This is a genomic window from Aequorivita sinensis (assembly GCF_006346335.1).
GTDB classification, from domain to species: Bacteria; Bacteroidota; Bacteroidia; order Flavobacteriales; family Flavobacteriaceae; genus Aequorivita; species Aequorivita sinensis.
The window spans coordinates 83,826-101,309 of record NZ_VDMC01000005.1 but is presented as its reverse complement, the minus strand read 5'-3'; the positions used below and the strand labels follow the sequence as shown (position 1 = coordinate 101,309).

Sequence of the window (17,484 nt, the reverse complement as noted above, 5' to 3'; positions counted from 1 at the left end):
AATTATACTATATTTGAACCCTTTAGTTTTTATTAACATATGATAACCCATATACAGGGCAGATTAGTTGAAAAAAACCCAACTGACGTAGTGATAGACTGCAATGGTGTAGGGTATTTCATCAATATATCTTTGCATACATTTTCCGAAATTCCCGCCAGTGAAAGTATAAAGCTTTACACTCACTTGCAGGTACGTGAAGATGCCCATATTCTTTATGGTTTTACCAGTGTTGCAGAACGAGAAATATTTAGATTGTTAATTAGCGTATCAGGAGTGGGAGCAAGTACGGCTAGATCTATGCTTTCGTCATTATCCCCAGATCAAGTTATTGATGCTATCGCACAGAATGATATTGCAGTTATACAGTCGGTAAAAGGAATTGGAGCCAAGACAGCTCAGCGAGTAGTGTTGGATTTAAAAGATAAAATTTTAAAAGTGTACGGTTTGTCAGGAAATTCTGCCGGTACAAGCAATACGAATAAAAATGAAGCGTTATCTGCTTTGGAGACGCTAGGTTTTATTCGAAAAAAGGCTGAAAAGGTGGTGGATGCCATTATTAAGGAAACTCCACAGGCTTCGGTAGAATTGATTATTAAACAAGCTTTAAAAAATTTATAAAATTTGAAGGCAAAAAATTACGTTTACAAGGGTAGCTTTTTCAAGCTTTTAGCAGTGTTAAGTTTCATTTTGGTTAGCAACTCTTCGCTAGCACAAGATTCAACCGCAGTTGGTAATGAAATGGGGAATATGATACTTCCAAACCCAACCAGCATCCAGGATTTATACACATACGACCCTATTACCGACAGGTATATCTATTCGCAAACTCTTGGCGGTTTTAATATAAATTATCCAACTATTCTTACGCCTAAAGAATATCAAGATTTAATTCAAAAGGAGCAGATGAAATCGTACTTCAAGCAGAAAATCGACGCTGCTGATGGACGAAAAGAAGGTTCTGAAGAAGAACAGAAAAACTTACTTCCTACGTTTTATGTGAATTCAAACTTCTTTGAAACTGTTTTTGGAGGTACCTCAATTGAAGTAATTCCTCAAGGTTCTGTTGAAATGGATCTTGGTGTTTTGTATACAAAGCAAGATAACCCATCTTTTTCACCGAGAAACCGAACAAATTTTTCTTTTGATTTTGACCAGCGAATCAGTTTAAGCCTTTTAGCGAAAGTTGGAACAAGACTTCAGGTAAACGCAAACTACGATACGCAAAGTACTTTCGACTTCCAAAACCAAATAAAACTTGAATATACCCCAACAGAAGACGATATTATTCAAAAAATTGAAGTTGGTAATGTTAGTATGCCGCTTAACAGTTCTTTAATTCAAGGAGCGCAAAGTCTTTTTGGTGTAAAAACACAACTACAATTTGGTAAAACAACCATAACCGGGGTGTTTTCTGAACAAAAATCTGAATCGCGAACTGTAACTGCCGAAGGTGGAGCTACGGTCACCGATTTTGAACTATATGCACTAGATTACGACGAAAACCGTCACTTCTTCTTAGCGCATTATTTTAGAGATAACTACGATCGTGCATTGGCGCAATATCCATTTGTAAATAGCAATGTACAAGTAACGCGTATGGAAGTATGGGTTACAAACCGTACCTCTCGTACTGAAAACGTAAGAAATATTGTTGCAATTCAGGATATTGGGGAATCAGATCCTTTAAACATTGGTTTAAACACTCCTCCAGGAGGATTTATTAATGTAGGAAGAAATGCATATCCAGATAACGCGAACAACGATTTTAACCCATTTGGAATAAATGGTGGAGCATCTTCTTTACTAACCCCAGCTATTCGAGACGTTGCTACTGTAGGGCAAGGTTTTTCTGGAGTTCAAGTAAGTGAAGGTATCGATTATGCTACGCTTGAGAATGCGAGAAGACTAGACCAGAGCGAGTACAAATTAAACGCTGAATTAGGGTATATCTCGTTAAATCAAAGTTTATCAAACGATGAAGTTCTTGCGGTTTCTTATCAATTTACTGCAAACGGAAAGGTTTACCAAGTTGGAGAGTTTTCTAGCGACGGGGTTGAAGCGAATGGAGGGCCAAGAGAATTAGGAGGCAGCAATCCTCCGGGAGGAAACAATGAAGTAGGAATGGCGCAAAACCTGGTAGTAAAACTTCTAAAGAGTAATATTACTAGTGTAACCGAACCAATTTGGGATTTGATGATGAAAAACATCTATCCAATTGGAGCTTACCAACTTGAAAAGGAAGATTTTAAATTAAATATTTTCTATACAGATCCTTCTCCTGTAAACTTCATTACTGAAGCTCAAGCATCTCCTGGTCATCCTTATGCACAACTTCCTGAAGATGTAAAAGATGAAATTCTTCTTAGAGTATTTAATTTAGATAGACTTAACTTTAACAACGATCCTCAAAATGGAGGGGATGGTTTCTTTGATTTCTTAGATGGAATTACCGTAGATTCACAAAATGGTCGAATTATATTCCCTACTGTTGAGCCTTTCGGTAAGCACTTATTCGATCAATTAAATCAAACACCAACTACAGGAGTTCCTCCTGCAAGCTACGATATTCCCGAAACGTATAATGCAAACCAGCATAAATACGTTTTTAGATCGCTTTATACTTCTACAAAAACTAGAGCTGAACAATTAGAAAGTGAGAAAAATAAATTCCAACTAAAAGGTAGTTATAAATCTACAGGTGCAGATGGTATTCCTATTGGGGCATTTAACATTCCTCAAGGTTCCGTTACTGTTACCGCTGGTGGTCGTACTTTAGTTGAGGGTGTAGATTATACAGTAAACTATCAATTAGGTAGAGTTAAAATTATAGACCCAAGTTTGTTAAACAGCAAAACGCCAATTTCTATTAGCACTGAAAACAATTCACTTTTTGGTCAACAAAGTAAGCGATTTACAGGTTTAAATGTTGAGCATAAATTCAGTGATAAATTTATGATTGGTGCTACGTATTTAAACTTAAATGAGCGTCCGCTAACTCAAAAATCATCGTATGGTGTAGAACCTATCAACAACACTGTATATGGTATAAATGCAACTTATTCTACCGAAGTACCTTTCTTAACAAGAATGGTTAATCACCTACCAAACATCGATACTGATGTTGAGTCAAACGTTTCGTTACGAGGTGAATTTGCTTACTTAAGCCCTGGAGCTCCAAAAGTTTCTGACTTTGGTGGGAAAACAACTGTTTATGTAGATGATTTTGAGTCTTCACAAACAGCAAATGATATTAGTAGTCCTTCAAGTTGGTTCTTAGCAAGTACTCCGGTAGGATTTGGAGGAGAAGTTATAAATAATGATTTGTCTTATAACTTCAAGCGTGCTAAGTTAGCGTGGTATACCATTGATCCTATTTTTTATAGTACACAACGTCCAAACGGAATTAATGATGAAGACCTTTCTTCGCCATTCTCAAGAAGAGTATTTAGAGATGAAATATTCCCCAATCAAGATATTATACAAGGACAAACACAAGCACTTTTCACCTTAGATTTAGCTTACTACCCTTCACGCCGTGGAGAGTATAATTACAACCCAGCAGCAAACGGAACAAATGAACTTCCTAATCCAGAAGATAATTTTGGAGGTATAATGAGACCACTTACAACCACAGATTTTGAGCGCTCAAATGTAGAGTATATTCAATTCTGGGTGATGGACCCGTTTATTTATGAGGAAAACAATACCAACCCTGGTGGAATGCTAAACTTTAACCTTGGGAATATTTCGGAAGATATTCTTAAAGATGGAAGAAAGCAGTATGAAAATGGACTTCCTAAGGATGGTTCAACCGGAAATACTACTTCAACAGCTTGGGGTAAAGTACCTTCAAATCAATCTTTAGTTTACACCTTCAATACCGAGGGACAGGAGCGGATTAATCAAGATATAGGATTAGATGGATTAAACAATGCCGAAGAAGCTGCAGAATTTCCACAATTTGCCGGCTTAGCAGATCCAGCAAACGATGATTATCAATACTTCCTTCAAGCAGAAGGAAATATCTTAGATAGATATTTGAGATACAATGGTACTCAGGGTAACTCTCCAGTAGAAGTAACTGATACTAATAGAGGTAGTACTGCGCAGCCTGATGTTGAAGACATCAACAGAGATAATACAATGAACACAGTAAATAGTTATTTCGAATATAACGTTCCTATGTTTCCAGGAATGAATAGAGATAACAATAACTATGTATCTGATGTAAAAGAATTAGAAGTTACTACTGAAAACAATAGTGTGATTCCAGTGCGTTGGGTTCAATTTAAAATTCCAATCAGTGAGCCTGACCAAGCTATTAACGGAATTACAGATTTCCGTTCTATCCGCTTTATGAGAATGTTTATGTCTCAATTCGCAGAAAACACAGTTTTAAGATTTGGTACTTTAGAATTAGTGCGCGGAGATTATAAGCGTTTCGATAAAACATTGGATGATGTTACTATGGAAGATCCAATTTTGGACAATACACTTTTTGAAGTAACAACAGTAAGTATTGAAGAAAACGAAAACCGCGAGCCAATTCCTTATCGATTACCTCCGGGACTTGAACGTGAGCAGTTAAACAATAACAACGATATTATTCGTCAAAACGAACAATCGCTTTCACTTCGTGTTAGTGGATTAGAACCGAATGACGGTCGCGCAGTTTACAAGAATTTTGATGTGGATATGCGTCAATATAAAAATCTTGAAATGTTTATTCACGCGGAGTCGCTTCAAAATGAAACCGAACTTACTAATGGCGATTTATTGGCGTTCATTAGATTGGGTAACGATTTAACCGACAACTATTACGAGGTTCAAATTCCGTTGAATCCAACAAGTTTTGGCGCGAGAAATCCCGAAGATATTTGGCCATTGGCAAACCGATTGAATTTACCATTGGAATTGCTGCAACAAGTAAAAACCCTTACTCCAGCAAACTCTACTGAAGTAGTTTATTACACCGAGTCTGAATTAGGTGGAGATTTATCTGGTGGTGAAAATGAATTGACCATTGGAATTAAAGGAAATCCAAGTTTCGGAAATGTTCGAACTATAATGTTGGGTGTTAAAAATAGTACTACTAATGATATTAGTGGAGAAGTGTGGTTTAATGAATTACGCCTTTCAGAATTAGAAAACCAAGGAGGTTGGGCTGCGGTAGTAGCGCTTGACGCTAATATTGCCGACTTCGCAACAGTAAGTGCTTCAGGTAGAAGAAGTACCGTTGGATTTGGTTCATTAGAGCAAGGTCCAAACCAACGTAGTAAAGAAGACGTACAACAATACGACGTTGTTACCAATGTTAACTTAGGACAGTTGTTGCCTAAAAAATGGGGTGTGCAATTGCCATTTAACTATGGAAGATCTGAAGAGCTTATCACTCCACAATACGACCCTGAATTCCAAGATATCGAACTTCAAACAAGACTGGATAATGCAGTAAGTGATGCTGAACACGATAGAATTAAGGAGCAAGCTGTAGACTATACAAAACGTCAAAGTGTTAACTTTATAGGTGTTCGTAAAGAACGTACTGGTGAGGCTAAGCCTAAAGTTTACGACATAGAAAACTTTACAGGATCATTCTCATACAATCAAACAGATCACCACGATTTTGAAGTTGAAGATGCTGTTGAACAAAATGTAAGAGTTGGTGCAACTTACAATTACAATTTTGAAGCTAAACCAATAGAGCCATTTAAAAAGAACGACTCAATTTTTAGAGGTAAATATTGGCAGTTCTTAAAAGACTTAAACTTTAATTACTTGCCGACTAATATTTCAGTTGGTTCAAATATTACGCGTCAGTATAACGAGCAAAAATTTAGAGATATTAACTTTATCGAAGGGAATATTGGATTGCCTACATTGTACCAGCGTAACTTCTTATTTGATTGGCAGTACACTATTAATCATAATTTGACTAAGTCATTACGATTCAACTTCACATCAACCAACAACATGATTGTAAACAATTATCTTGATGATGATGGTAACGTTAATAATAATGTAGGAGTGTGGGATGGTTTCTTCGATGTAGGAAATCCTAATCAACACTTCCAGTCACTTCAAGTGAATTACGACTTGCCGTTTAATAAGTTTCCATTTTTGAAATTTATAAGAGCGACTTATTCATATACTGGAGATTATCAGTGGCAAGCTAGTAGTAACTTATTCAATAATATACCGGTAACGCTAACTGATGGTTCAACTAATAACTATGATTTAGGGAATTCAATTCAGAATGCAAGCACACATCAAATCAACTCGAGTGTTGATATGACTGGCTTTTACAGATATATTGGTTTAACCAAAATAAAGAAAAGTAAACAGCGAAGAACTGAAACTGGCGAGGGAGATATTAAAACAGGAAGAGCTGGTGAAAGAGGTGGCAGAACTGGGTTAGATGGTAAGAACAGTAAAGATGAAAAGTCTGGCAGACTAGGTTTAGCTGCAACTGAAAACCCTAATGTAATGGGTAGAGGTACAGCAGGAGCTGGTGAAGGAGGTTTAAATACTGGAGATAAAGCTGTAAACACCTTAATCGGACTTGCAACTTCATTAAAGAAAATTCAACTTAGCTATAAAGAAAACAATGGTATTTACTTACCAGGATATACGCCTTCAGTTGGATTTATTGGAACCTTAAAACCTACTACGGGATTTGTGTTTGGAAGTCAAAATGAAATTCGCGAATTGGCAGCTCGTAAAGGTTGGTTAACACTGTACCCTGAATTTAATGAACAGTATACCGAAACTACTAGCCGCCAGTTAGACATTCAGGCTAACTTAACACCATTCACTGATTTAACGATTGATGTAAATGGTAGTAGAGTATATTCTGAAAACTATTCTGAAAACTACATTGTTGAAAATGGGCTTTATAACTCTTTAACGCCTAATACATTTGGTAACTTCAACATTTCAACTATGTTGATTAAAACAGCATTTTCTGCTAGTGATGAAACCAATTCTGCTGCGTTTGAAGATTTCAGAAATAACCGTTTGATTATTGCAAACAGACTTGCGGAAGAACATTATCAAGGAGGCCCAATTCCTAGAACGGAAGATGGTTTTCCGGTAGGTTTCGGAAGAAATAGTCAGGACGTATTGTTGCCAGCCTTCCTTGCAGCTTATAAAGGAAATAAAGCAGGTAAAGAAAGTACGGGTATCTTTAGGGATGTGCCACTTCCAAACTGGGATATTAAATATACTGGATTAATGAGGTTGCCTTGGTTTAAGAAAAACTTCAAGCGTTTCTCATTAGCTCATGGATATAGAGCTGGGTATACTGTAAACCAATTCCAATCTAATTTAGATTACAACCACGCAGATCCTGAAGCTGTAGATCAATCGGGTAATTTTAAAGTGAAAACATTATTAACTAATGTTAACTTAACCGAACAGTTTTCTCCGTTAATTAGAATGGATTTTGAGATGAAGAATTCGGTTAAAATTTTAGCAGAGGTACGAAAAGACCGAGCGCTAGCATTAAGTTTTGCCAACAACCTGCTTACCGAAATTAGAGGAAATGAATATACTGTGGGCCTAGGTTACCGAATTAAAGATTTGCGAATTGCAACCAATTTTGGAGGAAAGAAATCTGTTATGAGTAGTGATCTTAACTTTAAGATAGACCTTACAAGAAGAGATAATGTTACAATAATAAGATATCTAGATATTGAGAATAGTCAAACCACAGCAGGACAAACTATGTACGGAGCTCAATTGACTATGGATTATGCGTTGAGTAAAAACTTAACGGCTTTATTCTATTACGACCATACTTTCTCGAAGTATGCAATCTCAACTGCATTTCCTCAAACAACAATCCGCAGTGGCTTTACCCTGCGATATAACTTTGGAAACTAATTTTAAAAAATAATTACTATGAATTTACCATCAGAATTAAAGTACACTAAAGACCACGAATGGGTTAAAATTGAAGGAGATGTTGCAATAATAGGCGTTACAGATTTCGCTCAAAGTGAGCTTGGTGATATCGTTTATGTAGACATCGAAACCGTAGGTGATACACTTGATAAAGATGAAATCTTTGGATCTGTAGAAGCGGTTAAAACAGTATCAGACTTGTTCTTGCCGCTATCAGGTGAGATTGTTGAGTTTAATGAAAGCCTTGAAAGCGAGCCAGAGAAGGTAAATACAGATCCTTATGGCGAAGGCTGGATGATTAAAATGAAGTTTAGTGATGCTTCAGAGATTGAAAATTTGTTAGATGCTGATGCTTATAAAGAAGTAATTGGAGCGTAAGATTTTATTGTTTGTAGCTGTAGTTTATAGCTGTGCAGTAACAGCACTTTTTTTTCTACCTACTTACTTGCTTGTGCCTAATGAAAAAGTATCAAAAATAAATATCCCACATATTGATAAATGGGTTCACGGAATCATATTTTTTGTCCTAATTTATCTTTGGCAATGGTATTTTTATAAACATAAGAAACATAATCTAAGTGCCGTAACTATCACAGTTTTGCTTGTGATTTTAATGTTTTATGGCATAATAATTGAAGTACTTCAAGAACTGTCACCTGTTTCTCGATCTGGCGATGTCTTCGACTTTTTAGCAGATTTACTAGGTGCTTTATTAGGAATTTTAGTGTTTAAGATGTTTAAAGAAAAGTTTCATTCTTAAAATTTATAATAAGTTTTAAATTGAACGATAATTTATATATTTTAGCACCAAGTTAAACCCACTATAATGGAAACAAAAAAAAACCCAAAAGTTGATGTAGGCCGCAGAAGCACACTTTTTTTCCAAATTGGAATGATAGCGATGTTATTTCTTGCGTGGCAAGCAATAGAATGGAAAACCTATGATAAATCAGATCTAGACTACGGTCTTCTTGATGTAGGTGATGAATTGGAAGAAGAAATTCCAATTACCCAACAATTGACACCACCGCCACCGCCGCCACCGCCGCCACCTGCTCCAGAAGTTATTGAGGTTATGGAAGACGAAGTGGAAGAGGAAGAAACTGTAATCGAATCGACTGAAGTGAAACAAGATGAAAAAATTGTTGAGGTTAAGGAGATTGTAGAAGAGGTAGTAGAAGAAGAGATTGCTGATGTACCTTTCGCAGTTATCGAAAATGTACCGGTTTATCCTGGGTGTGAAAACGAAAGAGGAAATGACGCTAAGAAAAAGTGTATGTCTTCTAAAATTAGCGCCTTTATCAACAAGAAATTCGATACTAATCTAGCTTCAGATTTAGGTTTGGAAGGAAGACAACGTATCGCAGTTCAGTTTAAAATTGACAAAAGTGGGAAGGTAATTGATGTACGTGCTCGTGCTCCGCATCCAAGATTGGAAAAAGAAGCAGTGAGTGTTGTAAGATCTCTACCTGATATGACTCCGGGTAAACAACGTGGGAAACCAGTTGGGGTATTATACTCACTACCTATTGTTTTCGATATTCAATAATTGAAATTACATAACATTAAAAGCCTCGGTTTGCACTAGCAAATACGAGGCTTTTTCTTTTTGGCATAACAGTTGTATTTCATAATAATGTAACCCTTAAAAACTATTATTATGAAAACAACCGCAAAAAGTACTCAAAACAAAAGAGATGATAAGCGCGCTATAAGCATCAAGTGGAATTCAAGTTTGTTTTTCCAAATAGGTGTAATTGCGAGTTTGCTAATCGTTTTCATAGTGATGCAAACCAATTTTAAAGCTACTGCATCTGTGGTTGAGCCTGATACTTTTGATGGCTTAAACGAACCTCCTATTATTGATTATGTAATTGATGTAGATATTCCAAAGCCTGAAGCTCCAGTTGAAAAAGTTAAAGAAAAGCGAGTTCCAATTAAAAAAGTTGTAAAAACAACATCTTTTGAGGTTAAGCCAGATACTTCAACAGAAGTTGAAACTCCAATAGCTGAAACTGATCTCCCAGTTATTGAAGAGCCAAAAACTTCAGTAAGCACCCCTTCAGAACCGGTAGCTGAAGGTCCCAAGAATATTTTAAATGTTGAGTTTGTGCCGGTTTTTCCTGGTTGCGAAGTATTGAGTACAAATACTGAAAAGGTAGATTGTATGTCTTCTAAAATCAATTCTTTCATCAATAAAAATTTTAGAAAAGAGCTTTTAGAAGATTTGAATAAAAATGAAACACATAGAATTTATGTGAACTTCAAAATCGATTCAAAAGGGTACATTACCGATGTTAAAGCCAATTCTCATAATGTAAAATTGAAAAACGAAGCACAGCGAGTTATTGCTAATTTGCCAATGATGAAACCTGGTAAGCAGGGCGATAAATATGTAGATGTTTTGTACACTGTGCCTATAGTGTTTAAAATTAATTAATCAGTTATTATTAGATTTATAAGGCTCTCATTTTTAATGGGAGCCTTTTTTTATTCTTCTCATTCTAAAAAAAATGTATCTTTCGGTTTAAAATATATAAACTCCTATGAAGCAGGTTATTTTTCTTATTACATTTTGTTTTTCAATAGTGTCTTTTGCTCAAGTTACCTTAGCAAATTATGAGAAATATCCGGTTTTTGAAGAATGTGTACAAGTGGATGTTAATGCTTTAGAAAGCTGCTTTAAGACTACGCTGCAATCCTTCATTTTTAAGAATTTTGAAGTACCTGAAAAAGTGGTACAGGAAAATTATAAGGGTAATGTAAATGTGCTATTTGAAGTTACCAAAGAGGGAAAGTTTAAGGTTTTGTATGTAGATGGTATTTACGAGGAGTTAAAGGATGAAGCACGTCGTGTTTTTGAAATGCTTCCTCAAGTAAGTCCAGCAACTTATAATGGGGCGCCAACCTATGTACAATTTACGCTTCCTATTGCTATTCCGTTAATTGCACCTGGTGAAAATATAATTACTTCTAAAGCTATTGAGGAAAACGATTCTAGAGTTGCATTAATAAATGAATACGACGATATAAAAAACCTTCCTTATAATAATGAAGAGTATACAAGCAATATAAATATTCCGCTTTCTCATCATAACTATAGCTTGTTCGATGCTGCTATAAATCGAGTTGGATTAAATAGTCACACAGCACAAAAGCCATATATATACAGTGAAGTAAATAAGTATTACGATTTTGAAGCGGCCAATAAATTGTTGTCTAAAAACAAAAAGTCATGGTTCGGTCGGAAGTTTTGGGATGAACACTTAGTTACAATTAAGGGTAAAGATTATTGGATTACATTAGATGTTGGAGTTGATTTACAAGCAGGAAAAGATTTTGACGCCGATATTGATACGTATAATAATACTCGTTTGGTTTATACTCAAGGAGCGATTGGTAAAAAGTTAGGTTTCTTCGGAGTAATTTATGAAAGTCAAGGTCGTTTTGCAGACTACTTCAATAGATATGCGGAATCCATTCGTCCTGCGGGAGGGAATCCTGCAATCATCCCCGGTAGAGGAATAGCAAAAGGTTTCAAAACAGATTCTTACGATTATCCTATTGCAACTGGGCATATCTCTTATACTCCTTCAAAGTATTTTAATGTTCAATTAGGACATGGAAAATTTTTTTTAGGAGATGGCTATCGTTCATTGCTTACTAGTGATAATTCAAGTCCGTATCCGTTCTTCAAGATAAATACTACATTTTGGAAATTGAAATATACCAACACTTGGATGTCGCTTCGCGATGTACGTCCAGAGGTTACTGAAAGTGGTTCGTTTAGGACAAAATATATCGCTAATCACTATTTAAGCTATAATATTACCAAACGTTTAAACATAGGTCTATTCGAATCAGTAGTTTGGCAAAATGATAACGATAGAGGTTTTGATGTAAATTATTTAAACCCAATAATTTTTTATCGAGCAATAGAGTTCTCTACTGGGTCTCGTGGTGGAAATGCACTTATAGGCTTAAGTGCGAAATACAAAGTGAACGATCGTATAAACGCTTATGGACAGTTTATCATAGATGAGTTTTCGAGTAGTGATGTGTTTGGTGGAAATGGAAGTTATAAAAACAAAACTGGCTATCAATTAGGACTGAAGTATTACGATGCTTTTGGTTTGAAAAACCTTTACTTGCAAACTGAATATAACAGAGTTCGTCCTTATACCTATTCGCATAATTCAGTTATACTTAATTACGGACACAACAACCAATCCTTGGCGCATACTTTAGGAGCAAATTTCTCTGAGTTTATTGCAATTGCTCGTTATCAGAAAGGAAGACTATATGGTGATGCTAAATTTATAGTCGCTAAACGAGGATTTGAATTTAACACTGACGAGGATTCTAAGTTCTATGGAAGTGATATCTATGGTACAGAAGACGATCGTGTTTCAGAAAATGGTAACACTTTGGCTCAAGGAAATACAACAGATTTCTTTCACGCCGAATTACAAGCAGGATATGTTATAAATCCCGCAACCAACTTAAAGATTTACGGTAGTTTTATTTACAGAGATTTTAATCCGATGGTTAATACTGAAACTGTTTATGAAAATCAAACAAGTTGGATAAACTTCGGAATCCGTACCGATTTATTTAACTGGTATTACGACTTTTAAGGAGAAATAAATTTAGGAAAATTAGAAATTAATTTTTGCCTTTCGCAGCGTGCTTTTTCTTCATTTCCTCTATTTTTTCACGAGCTTTAGTATTTTTTTCATTGTTGCTTTCAGAACCAGCATTTTCTTTAGCAAATTCCGCATATAACATTTTTAAAAAACGCTCTCTATTGATAAAACCATCGCCATAGCCTTTATCGTCATACATCTGAGTTAAACTGGTATCAGCTAATACTTCTACTTCGGTTTTACTTAGTAGATATTGTTTAGCTACTTTTCTATAGGATATGCTTAGCATCTCCTGAAAATCTTTAAAATCGGAATAGCTTGCTATATTGCCATGGCCTGGAATTATTTTAGTGTCTTCGTTAATTACAAGAAGTGCTTTGTTTATAGCAGACATATACCCCTTAATACTTCCTCCGTTATTGGTATCGATAAAAGGATATTTCCCATTGAAAAACACATCGCCTGCATGTAGTACATTGCTTTTGGTGAAATATACCATAGCATCGCCGTCGGTATGCGCATTGTGAACGTGGAAAACATAAATTTTTTCACCGTTGAAGTAAAAAGTAAGGTCGTCTGAAAATGTAATTACTGGTAGCGACTCTTTTGGAGTTTTCTTTTTTTCTGCTTCCATGATGTCCTGAAGTCGAGAACGGACGTTTTCGTGTGAGAAAATTACTGTTCCAGTTTCCGCCATAGCAACATTTCCACCCGTATGGTCTCCGTGAAAGTGTGTGTTGATTAAAAAACGAACAGGTTTATCGCTTATTTTTTTAATGTCGTTTTGAATTTGTTCAACACCTTCAGCATATTGGTCGTCTATCATAAATATCCCGTCATCACCAAAACTTAAACCAATATTCCCTCCTTTGCCTTCAAGCATATATATATTGTTGCTGACCTTCAGCATCTTAGTGTTTATTTCTTGACCTGTATCGCTTTGAGCGTGGGCTGTAAATACCGAAAATAAAAAAGTGGCGCTTAAAATTATTTTTGATAACATATTTTTTTAGTTTGAAAATTAGTTCAAATTACTAAAAAAGCTGAAATAAAGCATTTCTTATCAAGAATAAATTGTGGAAAAATTACAGGAAGCGTATCTTTGCGCAGCCTTAAAAAAAATGAGTTTGTCTGTTACACATTCCCAATCATCTTTTCAGTCCGTAATCAGGAATTTTACTGAGATTACGAAACTGCGACTTTCTGTAAGTGTGGTTTTTTCATCTGTTGCGGGTTATCTTTTAGGCGCAGATTCTATAGACTTCTTTGTGTTATTTCTTTTGTGTTTAGGTGGTTATTGTATGGTTGGTGCTTCTAACGTTTACAACCAGATTATCGAGCGTGATTTAGACAAGCTAATGGATCGCACTAAAAACAGGCCACTTCCAGCTGGACAGATGAGTGTGCAGTCTGCATTTATATTGGCTATCGTACTTACAATTGCAGGTATAGGTTTGCTGTATTCTATAAACCCGATTACGGCCATGTTTGGGGCCGTGTCTATATTTATGTATGTTAGTTTGTACACGCCTTTAAAAACTAAAACACCATTGTCGGTTTTTGTTGGTGCTTTTCCAGGGGCAATACCTTTTATGTTGGGATGGGTTGCAGCAAGTGGAGAATTTGGTATAGAACCAGGGACATTATTTATGATCCAATTCTTTTGGCAGTTTCCACATTTCTGGGCTATTGGATGGTTTTTATTCGACGACTATAAAAAAGGAGGCTTCTTTATGCTTCCAAACGGAAAACGCGATAAAGGAACAGCAACTCAGGTTGTGTTGTATACTTTATGGACGGTTTTTGCATCGTTAATACCTGCATTCGGAATCACTGGAAAACTTTATTTAACTACAGTATCTGGTGTAATTATAGGGATTTTAGGAATTGGTCTATTGTACTATGCAATAAGACTTTATAAAGAAAAAACATCAAAAGCTGCAAAACAACTTATGCTAGCAAGTGTTAGCTATATTACTTTATTACAGATAATATTTGTTGCAGATAAGTTTTTGAGGTAAGTAGAAAGAAATAATTTCATTTTATAATAAATGATTGCCATATACTGATTTCAGTATTAATAAAAAATATGATGAGTTTAACAGAGGTTAGTGACGAGATTAAGGTAAACAGAGCAAAAAAGAATATGCTTTGGTTTGGTATCATTAGTTTAACAATGAGTTTTGCTGGTCTTACCAGTGCTTATGTAGTAAGTAAAGAAAGACCGGATTGGATTTCAAATTTTGAAATTCCACCAGCATTTTACATAAGTCTTGCTTTGATTCTTGTAAGTAGTTTTACAATTCACTTGGCGCTTAAAGTGATTAAAAAAGAGAAACACAGTATGGGTATGATCCTTTTAGTTTCAACGCTAATTTTAGGGATTTTGTTCATTGTATTTCAATTTGTAGGCTTTTCTGAAATAATCGATAGTGGATATAATTTTACAGGACCAACAAGTAATATTACTACCTCTTTTATTTATTTAGTGGTATTGCTTCACGTAGCACACGTTTTTGCAGGCTTAGTAAGTCTTTTAATTGTAATTTATAATCATTATAAACTAAAATATCAAAACGGGAAAACCCTTGGTGTTGAGCTAGCTGCAACATTTTGGCACTTTATAGATGTTGTGTGGATTTACCTCTTTTTGTTTTTATATTTCGTTAAATAAAAATTAAACGTATTTTTGAACCCTATTTAAAAACCAAATTCTTTTTATGGAAGCAACTGTTGTAAAAACAGGTACTGAAGGAAAAACCTGGGGAGGCGGAAATAACCCGCTAAAGGCCAGTTATGGCAAAATGATGATGTGGTTTTTTATACTATCAGATTCATTGACATTTGCAGGTTTCTTGGCCTCTTATGGAATGTCCCGTTTCAAATTTATTGATGCATGGCCAATCGCCGATGAGGTATTTACCCACTTTCCTTTTCTACACGGAGTAGAAGCGCCAATGTACTATGTGGCGTTTATGACTTTTATTCTGATTTTTTCTTCTGTAACTATGGTGTTAGCTGTAGATGCAGGTCAGAAAATGCAACAGAAAAAAGTTATTTTGTACATGTTCTTAACCTTAATTGGTGGTTTTGTGTTCTTAGGCTCACAAGCTTGGGAGTGGAAAACATTCATCAAAGGTGATTATGGAGCTGTTGAAACTAATGGACGTCAGATTCTTCAATTCTTGGATACAGATGGAAAGCGTGTAGCACTAGCCGATTTTGCTGCTGCTCAAACTGATAGTAGAGTAGAGCATACAAATGAAAGCGGTATATGGTACAAGAGTGAACCTGAATACAAAACTTCAGTTTCATTTGAACAAGTTAAAGAAGGATTTTTAGCTAATGAAAATCTACTTATAAGACTACCAAATAAAGATGAAAATGGACAGCATATTGTTTTGTCTAGAGAAGAATCTATTACTAAATTAGTTAATGATGGTAACTTAGTTGTTGAAGGGGCGAACCTTCGTCACAACGAATACGGGCACCCATTATTTGCTGATTTCTTCTTCTTTATTACAGGTTTCCACGGATTCCACGTTTCTATTGGAGTATTATTAAATCTAATTGTTTTCTTCAATGTTGTAATCGGTACTTACGAACGTCGAGGACATTATGAAATGGTTGAAAAAGTAGGTCTATACTGGCACTTTGTGGATTTAGTATGGGTATTTGTATTTACATTCTTTTATCTTGTATAAAATTATTAAAGTTTAACAATGGCACACGAACATAAATTAGAAATATTTAGAGGAGCATTAAAGTTCAAATCTAATGTATCCAAAATATGGGGAGTATTTATCTTACTTTCTATCGTTACAATAATTGAAGTTGCACTTGGTATTTTACGCCCTGAGGCTTTAGTTGGGAATAAGTTTTTAGCAATGAACTTGCTTAACTGGATCTTTATAATTCTTACAATAGTTAAAGCTTATTACATTACATGGGACTTTATGCACATGCGTGATGAAACAGTAGGCTTACGTCGAGCAGTAGTCTGGACAGGAGTATTTTTGATTGCTTATATAATCGTCCTAATCTTAATTGAAGGAGATTATATCTACGAAGTATATAAAAACGGTTTTATTAAATTTAATTTCTAATTGAACCTTTTAAGATAAATTAAAGCCCTCTTTTCGAGGGCTTTTTTATGCTTAAAAATTAACAGCTAAAACATTGTTTTACCTCCTTTTACCCTGTATTTTTGTAGTCTCATCTACAGCGTTACTTGTAGGAGTGATAAATTGTTCAGAATGAAAAAATATTTGGTCCTCGGCATACTGTTTATATTGCCAATTACGGTTTACATCTTTTTTGCAATGAGTACTAATTACTTTAAGCCATTGCCAATTTTAACCGAATCTGTTCAAGAACTAGATGGATTTAAAACTCTTGATGGTGAGCCTGTCCAACTAAAAGGAAGGATTACAGTTTTAGGCTTTTTTGGAAGTGATTTAGAAGTTCATAGAGCCTACGCTTATAACCTAGCTCATAAAATATACACCAAAAATCACAGCTTCAACGAATTTCAATTTGTGATTCTTTTGCCGGAAGGTACAGAAGATCAAGCTCGAAACGTTAGTGAAAAATTAGAACAAATTGCACCATTGGATTCATGGTTTTTTGCCTTTGGTACTAAGGAGAGCATCCATAATGTATTTAATTCGTTACAATCTAATTTATCATTAGATTCAAATTTGTCTACTCCATTTGTATTTATAGTTGATAAAGAAGGTAGTCTACGTGGTCGTAAGGAAGATGAGGAAGTAGGAGTTATGTATGGTTTCGATTCTAGTATTATTGCAGAAATCAATAATAAAATGAGCGACGACGTTAAAGTTCTTTTAGCTGAATACAGAAGAGCTTTAAAAAAATACGATGTAGATAGAGAGATTTAATTTAATAATAAAGCTGTTTTAATAGAACC

13 protein-coding genes are annotated in these 17,484 nt (G+C 35.2%); 12 read left to right on the top strand and 1 reads right to left on the bottom strand.

Annotated elements, in window-relative coordinates; genetic code table 11:
* Positions 1-39: 39 nt before the first annotated feature.
* The 7 genes from ruvA (at position 40) to FHP04_RS07925 (ending at position 12,545) form a co-directional block, all read left to right on the top strand.
* Positions 40-621 carry a Holliday junction branch migration protein RuvA gene (gene ruvA / locus FHP04_RS07955; RefSeq protein WP_139855564.1) on the top strand — a complete coding sequence of 194 codons (582 nt, stop codon included), beginning with the start codon at positions 40-42 and terminating at the stop codon, positions 619-621.
* Between the two features lie 3 nt (positions 622-624).
* On the top strand, positions 625-7,887 hold the full coding sequence (sov, locus tag FHP04_RS07950) for a T9SS outer membrane translocon Sov/SprA (RefSeq protein WP_139855563.1): 7,263 nt from the start codon (positions 625-627) through the stop codon (positions 7,885-7,887).
* 18 nt (positions 7,888-7,905) lie between these two features.
* On the top strand, positions 7,906-8,286 hold the full coding sequence (gene gcvH, locus FHP04_RS07945) for a glycine cleavage system protein GcvH (RefSeq protein WP_139855562.1): 381 nt from the start codon (positions 7,906-7,908) through the stop codon (positions 8,284-8,286).
* On the top strand, positions 8,276-8,668 hold the full coding sequence (locus FHP04_RS07940; protein ID WP_139855561.1) for a VanZ family protein: 393 nt from the start codon (positions 8,276-8,278) through the stop codon (positions 8,666-8,668). Before gcvH ends, FHP04_RS07940 begins: the two co-directional genes overlap by 11 nt.
* Positions 8,669-8,734: 66 nt before the next feature.
* A complete protein-coding gene (locus FHP04_RS07935; RefSeq protein ID WP_139855560.1) occupies positions 8,735-9,457 on the top strand; it encodes an energy transducer TonB in 723 nt (240 codons plus the stop codon).
* Positions 9,458-9,568: 111 nt separating this feature from the next.
* Positions 9,569-10,348: an energy transducer TonB gene (locus FHP04_RS07930; protein WP_139855559.1), complete on the top strand. Its 780-nt coding sequence runs from the start codon at positions 9,569-9,571 to the stop codon at positions 10,346-10,348.
* 106 nt (positions 10,349-10,454) lie between these two features.
* Complete coding sequence (locus tag FHP04_RS07925; protein WP_139855558.1) at positions 10,455-12,545, top strand: gliding motility protein RemB; 2,091 nt, start codon at positions 10,455-10,457, stop codon at positions 12,543-12,545.
* Between the two features lie 28 nt (positions 12,546-12,573).
* Here FHP04_RS07925 and FHP04_RS07920 read toward each other — a convergent pair whose 3' ends face one another.
* A complete protein-coding gene (locus tag FHP04_RS07920) occupies positions 12,574-13,557 on the bottom strand; it encodes an MBL fold metallo-hydrolase (protein WP_139855557.1) in 984 nt (327 codons plus the stop codon).
* Between the two features lie 118 nt (positions 13,558-13,675).
* Here FHP04_RS07920 and cyoE point away from each other — a divergent pair, with 118 nt between their 5' ends.
* From cyoE to FHP04_RS07895, 5 genes are all read left to right on the top strand, one after another.
* On the top strand, positions 13,676-14,575 hold the full coding sequence (gene cyoE / locus FHP04_RS07915) for a heme o synthase (protein WP_139855615.1): 900 nt from the start codon (positions 13,676-13,678) through the stop codon (positions 14,573-14,575).
* 71 nt (positions 14,576-14,646) lie between these two features.
* Entirely contained in the window at positions 14,647-15,228 is a 582-nt protein-coding gene (locus tag FHP04_RS07910; protein ID WP_139855614.1) for a cytochrome c oxidase subunit 3, read from the top strand.
* A gap of 46 nt (positions 15,229-15,274) precedes the next feature.
* Positions 15,275-16,258, top strand: coding sequence for a cytochrome c oxidase subunit 3 (locus FHP04_RS07905; protein ID WP_139855556.1), 984 nt, complete (start codon positions 15,275-15,277; stop codon positions 16,256-16,258).
* Positions 16,259-16,276: 18 nt separating this feature from the next.
* Positions 16,277-16,660, top strand: a complete 384-nt coding sequence (locus FHP04_RS07900; RefSeq protein ID WP_139855555.1) for a cytochrome C oxidase subunit IV family protein — start codon at positions 16,277-16,279, stop codon at positions 16,658-16,660.
* A gap of 150 nt (positions 16,661-16,810) precedes the next feature.
* Complete coding sequence (locus FHP04_RS07895; RefSeq protein WP_139855554.1) at positions 16,811-17,455, top strand: hypothetical protein; 645 nt, start codon at positions 16,811-16,813, stop codon at positions 17,453-17,455.
* Positions 17,456-17,484 lie beyond the last annotated feature (29 nt).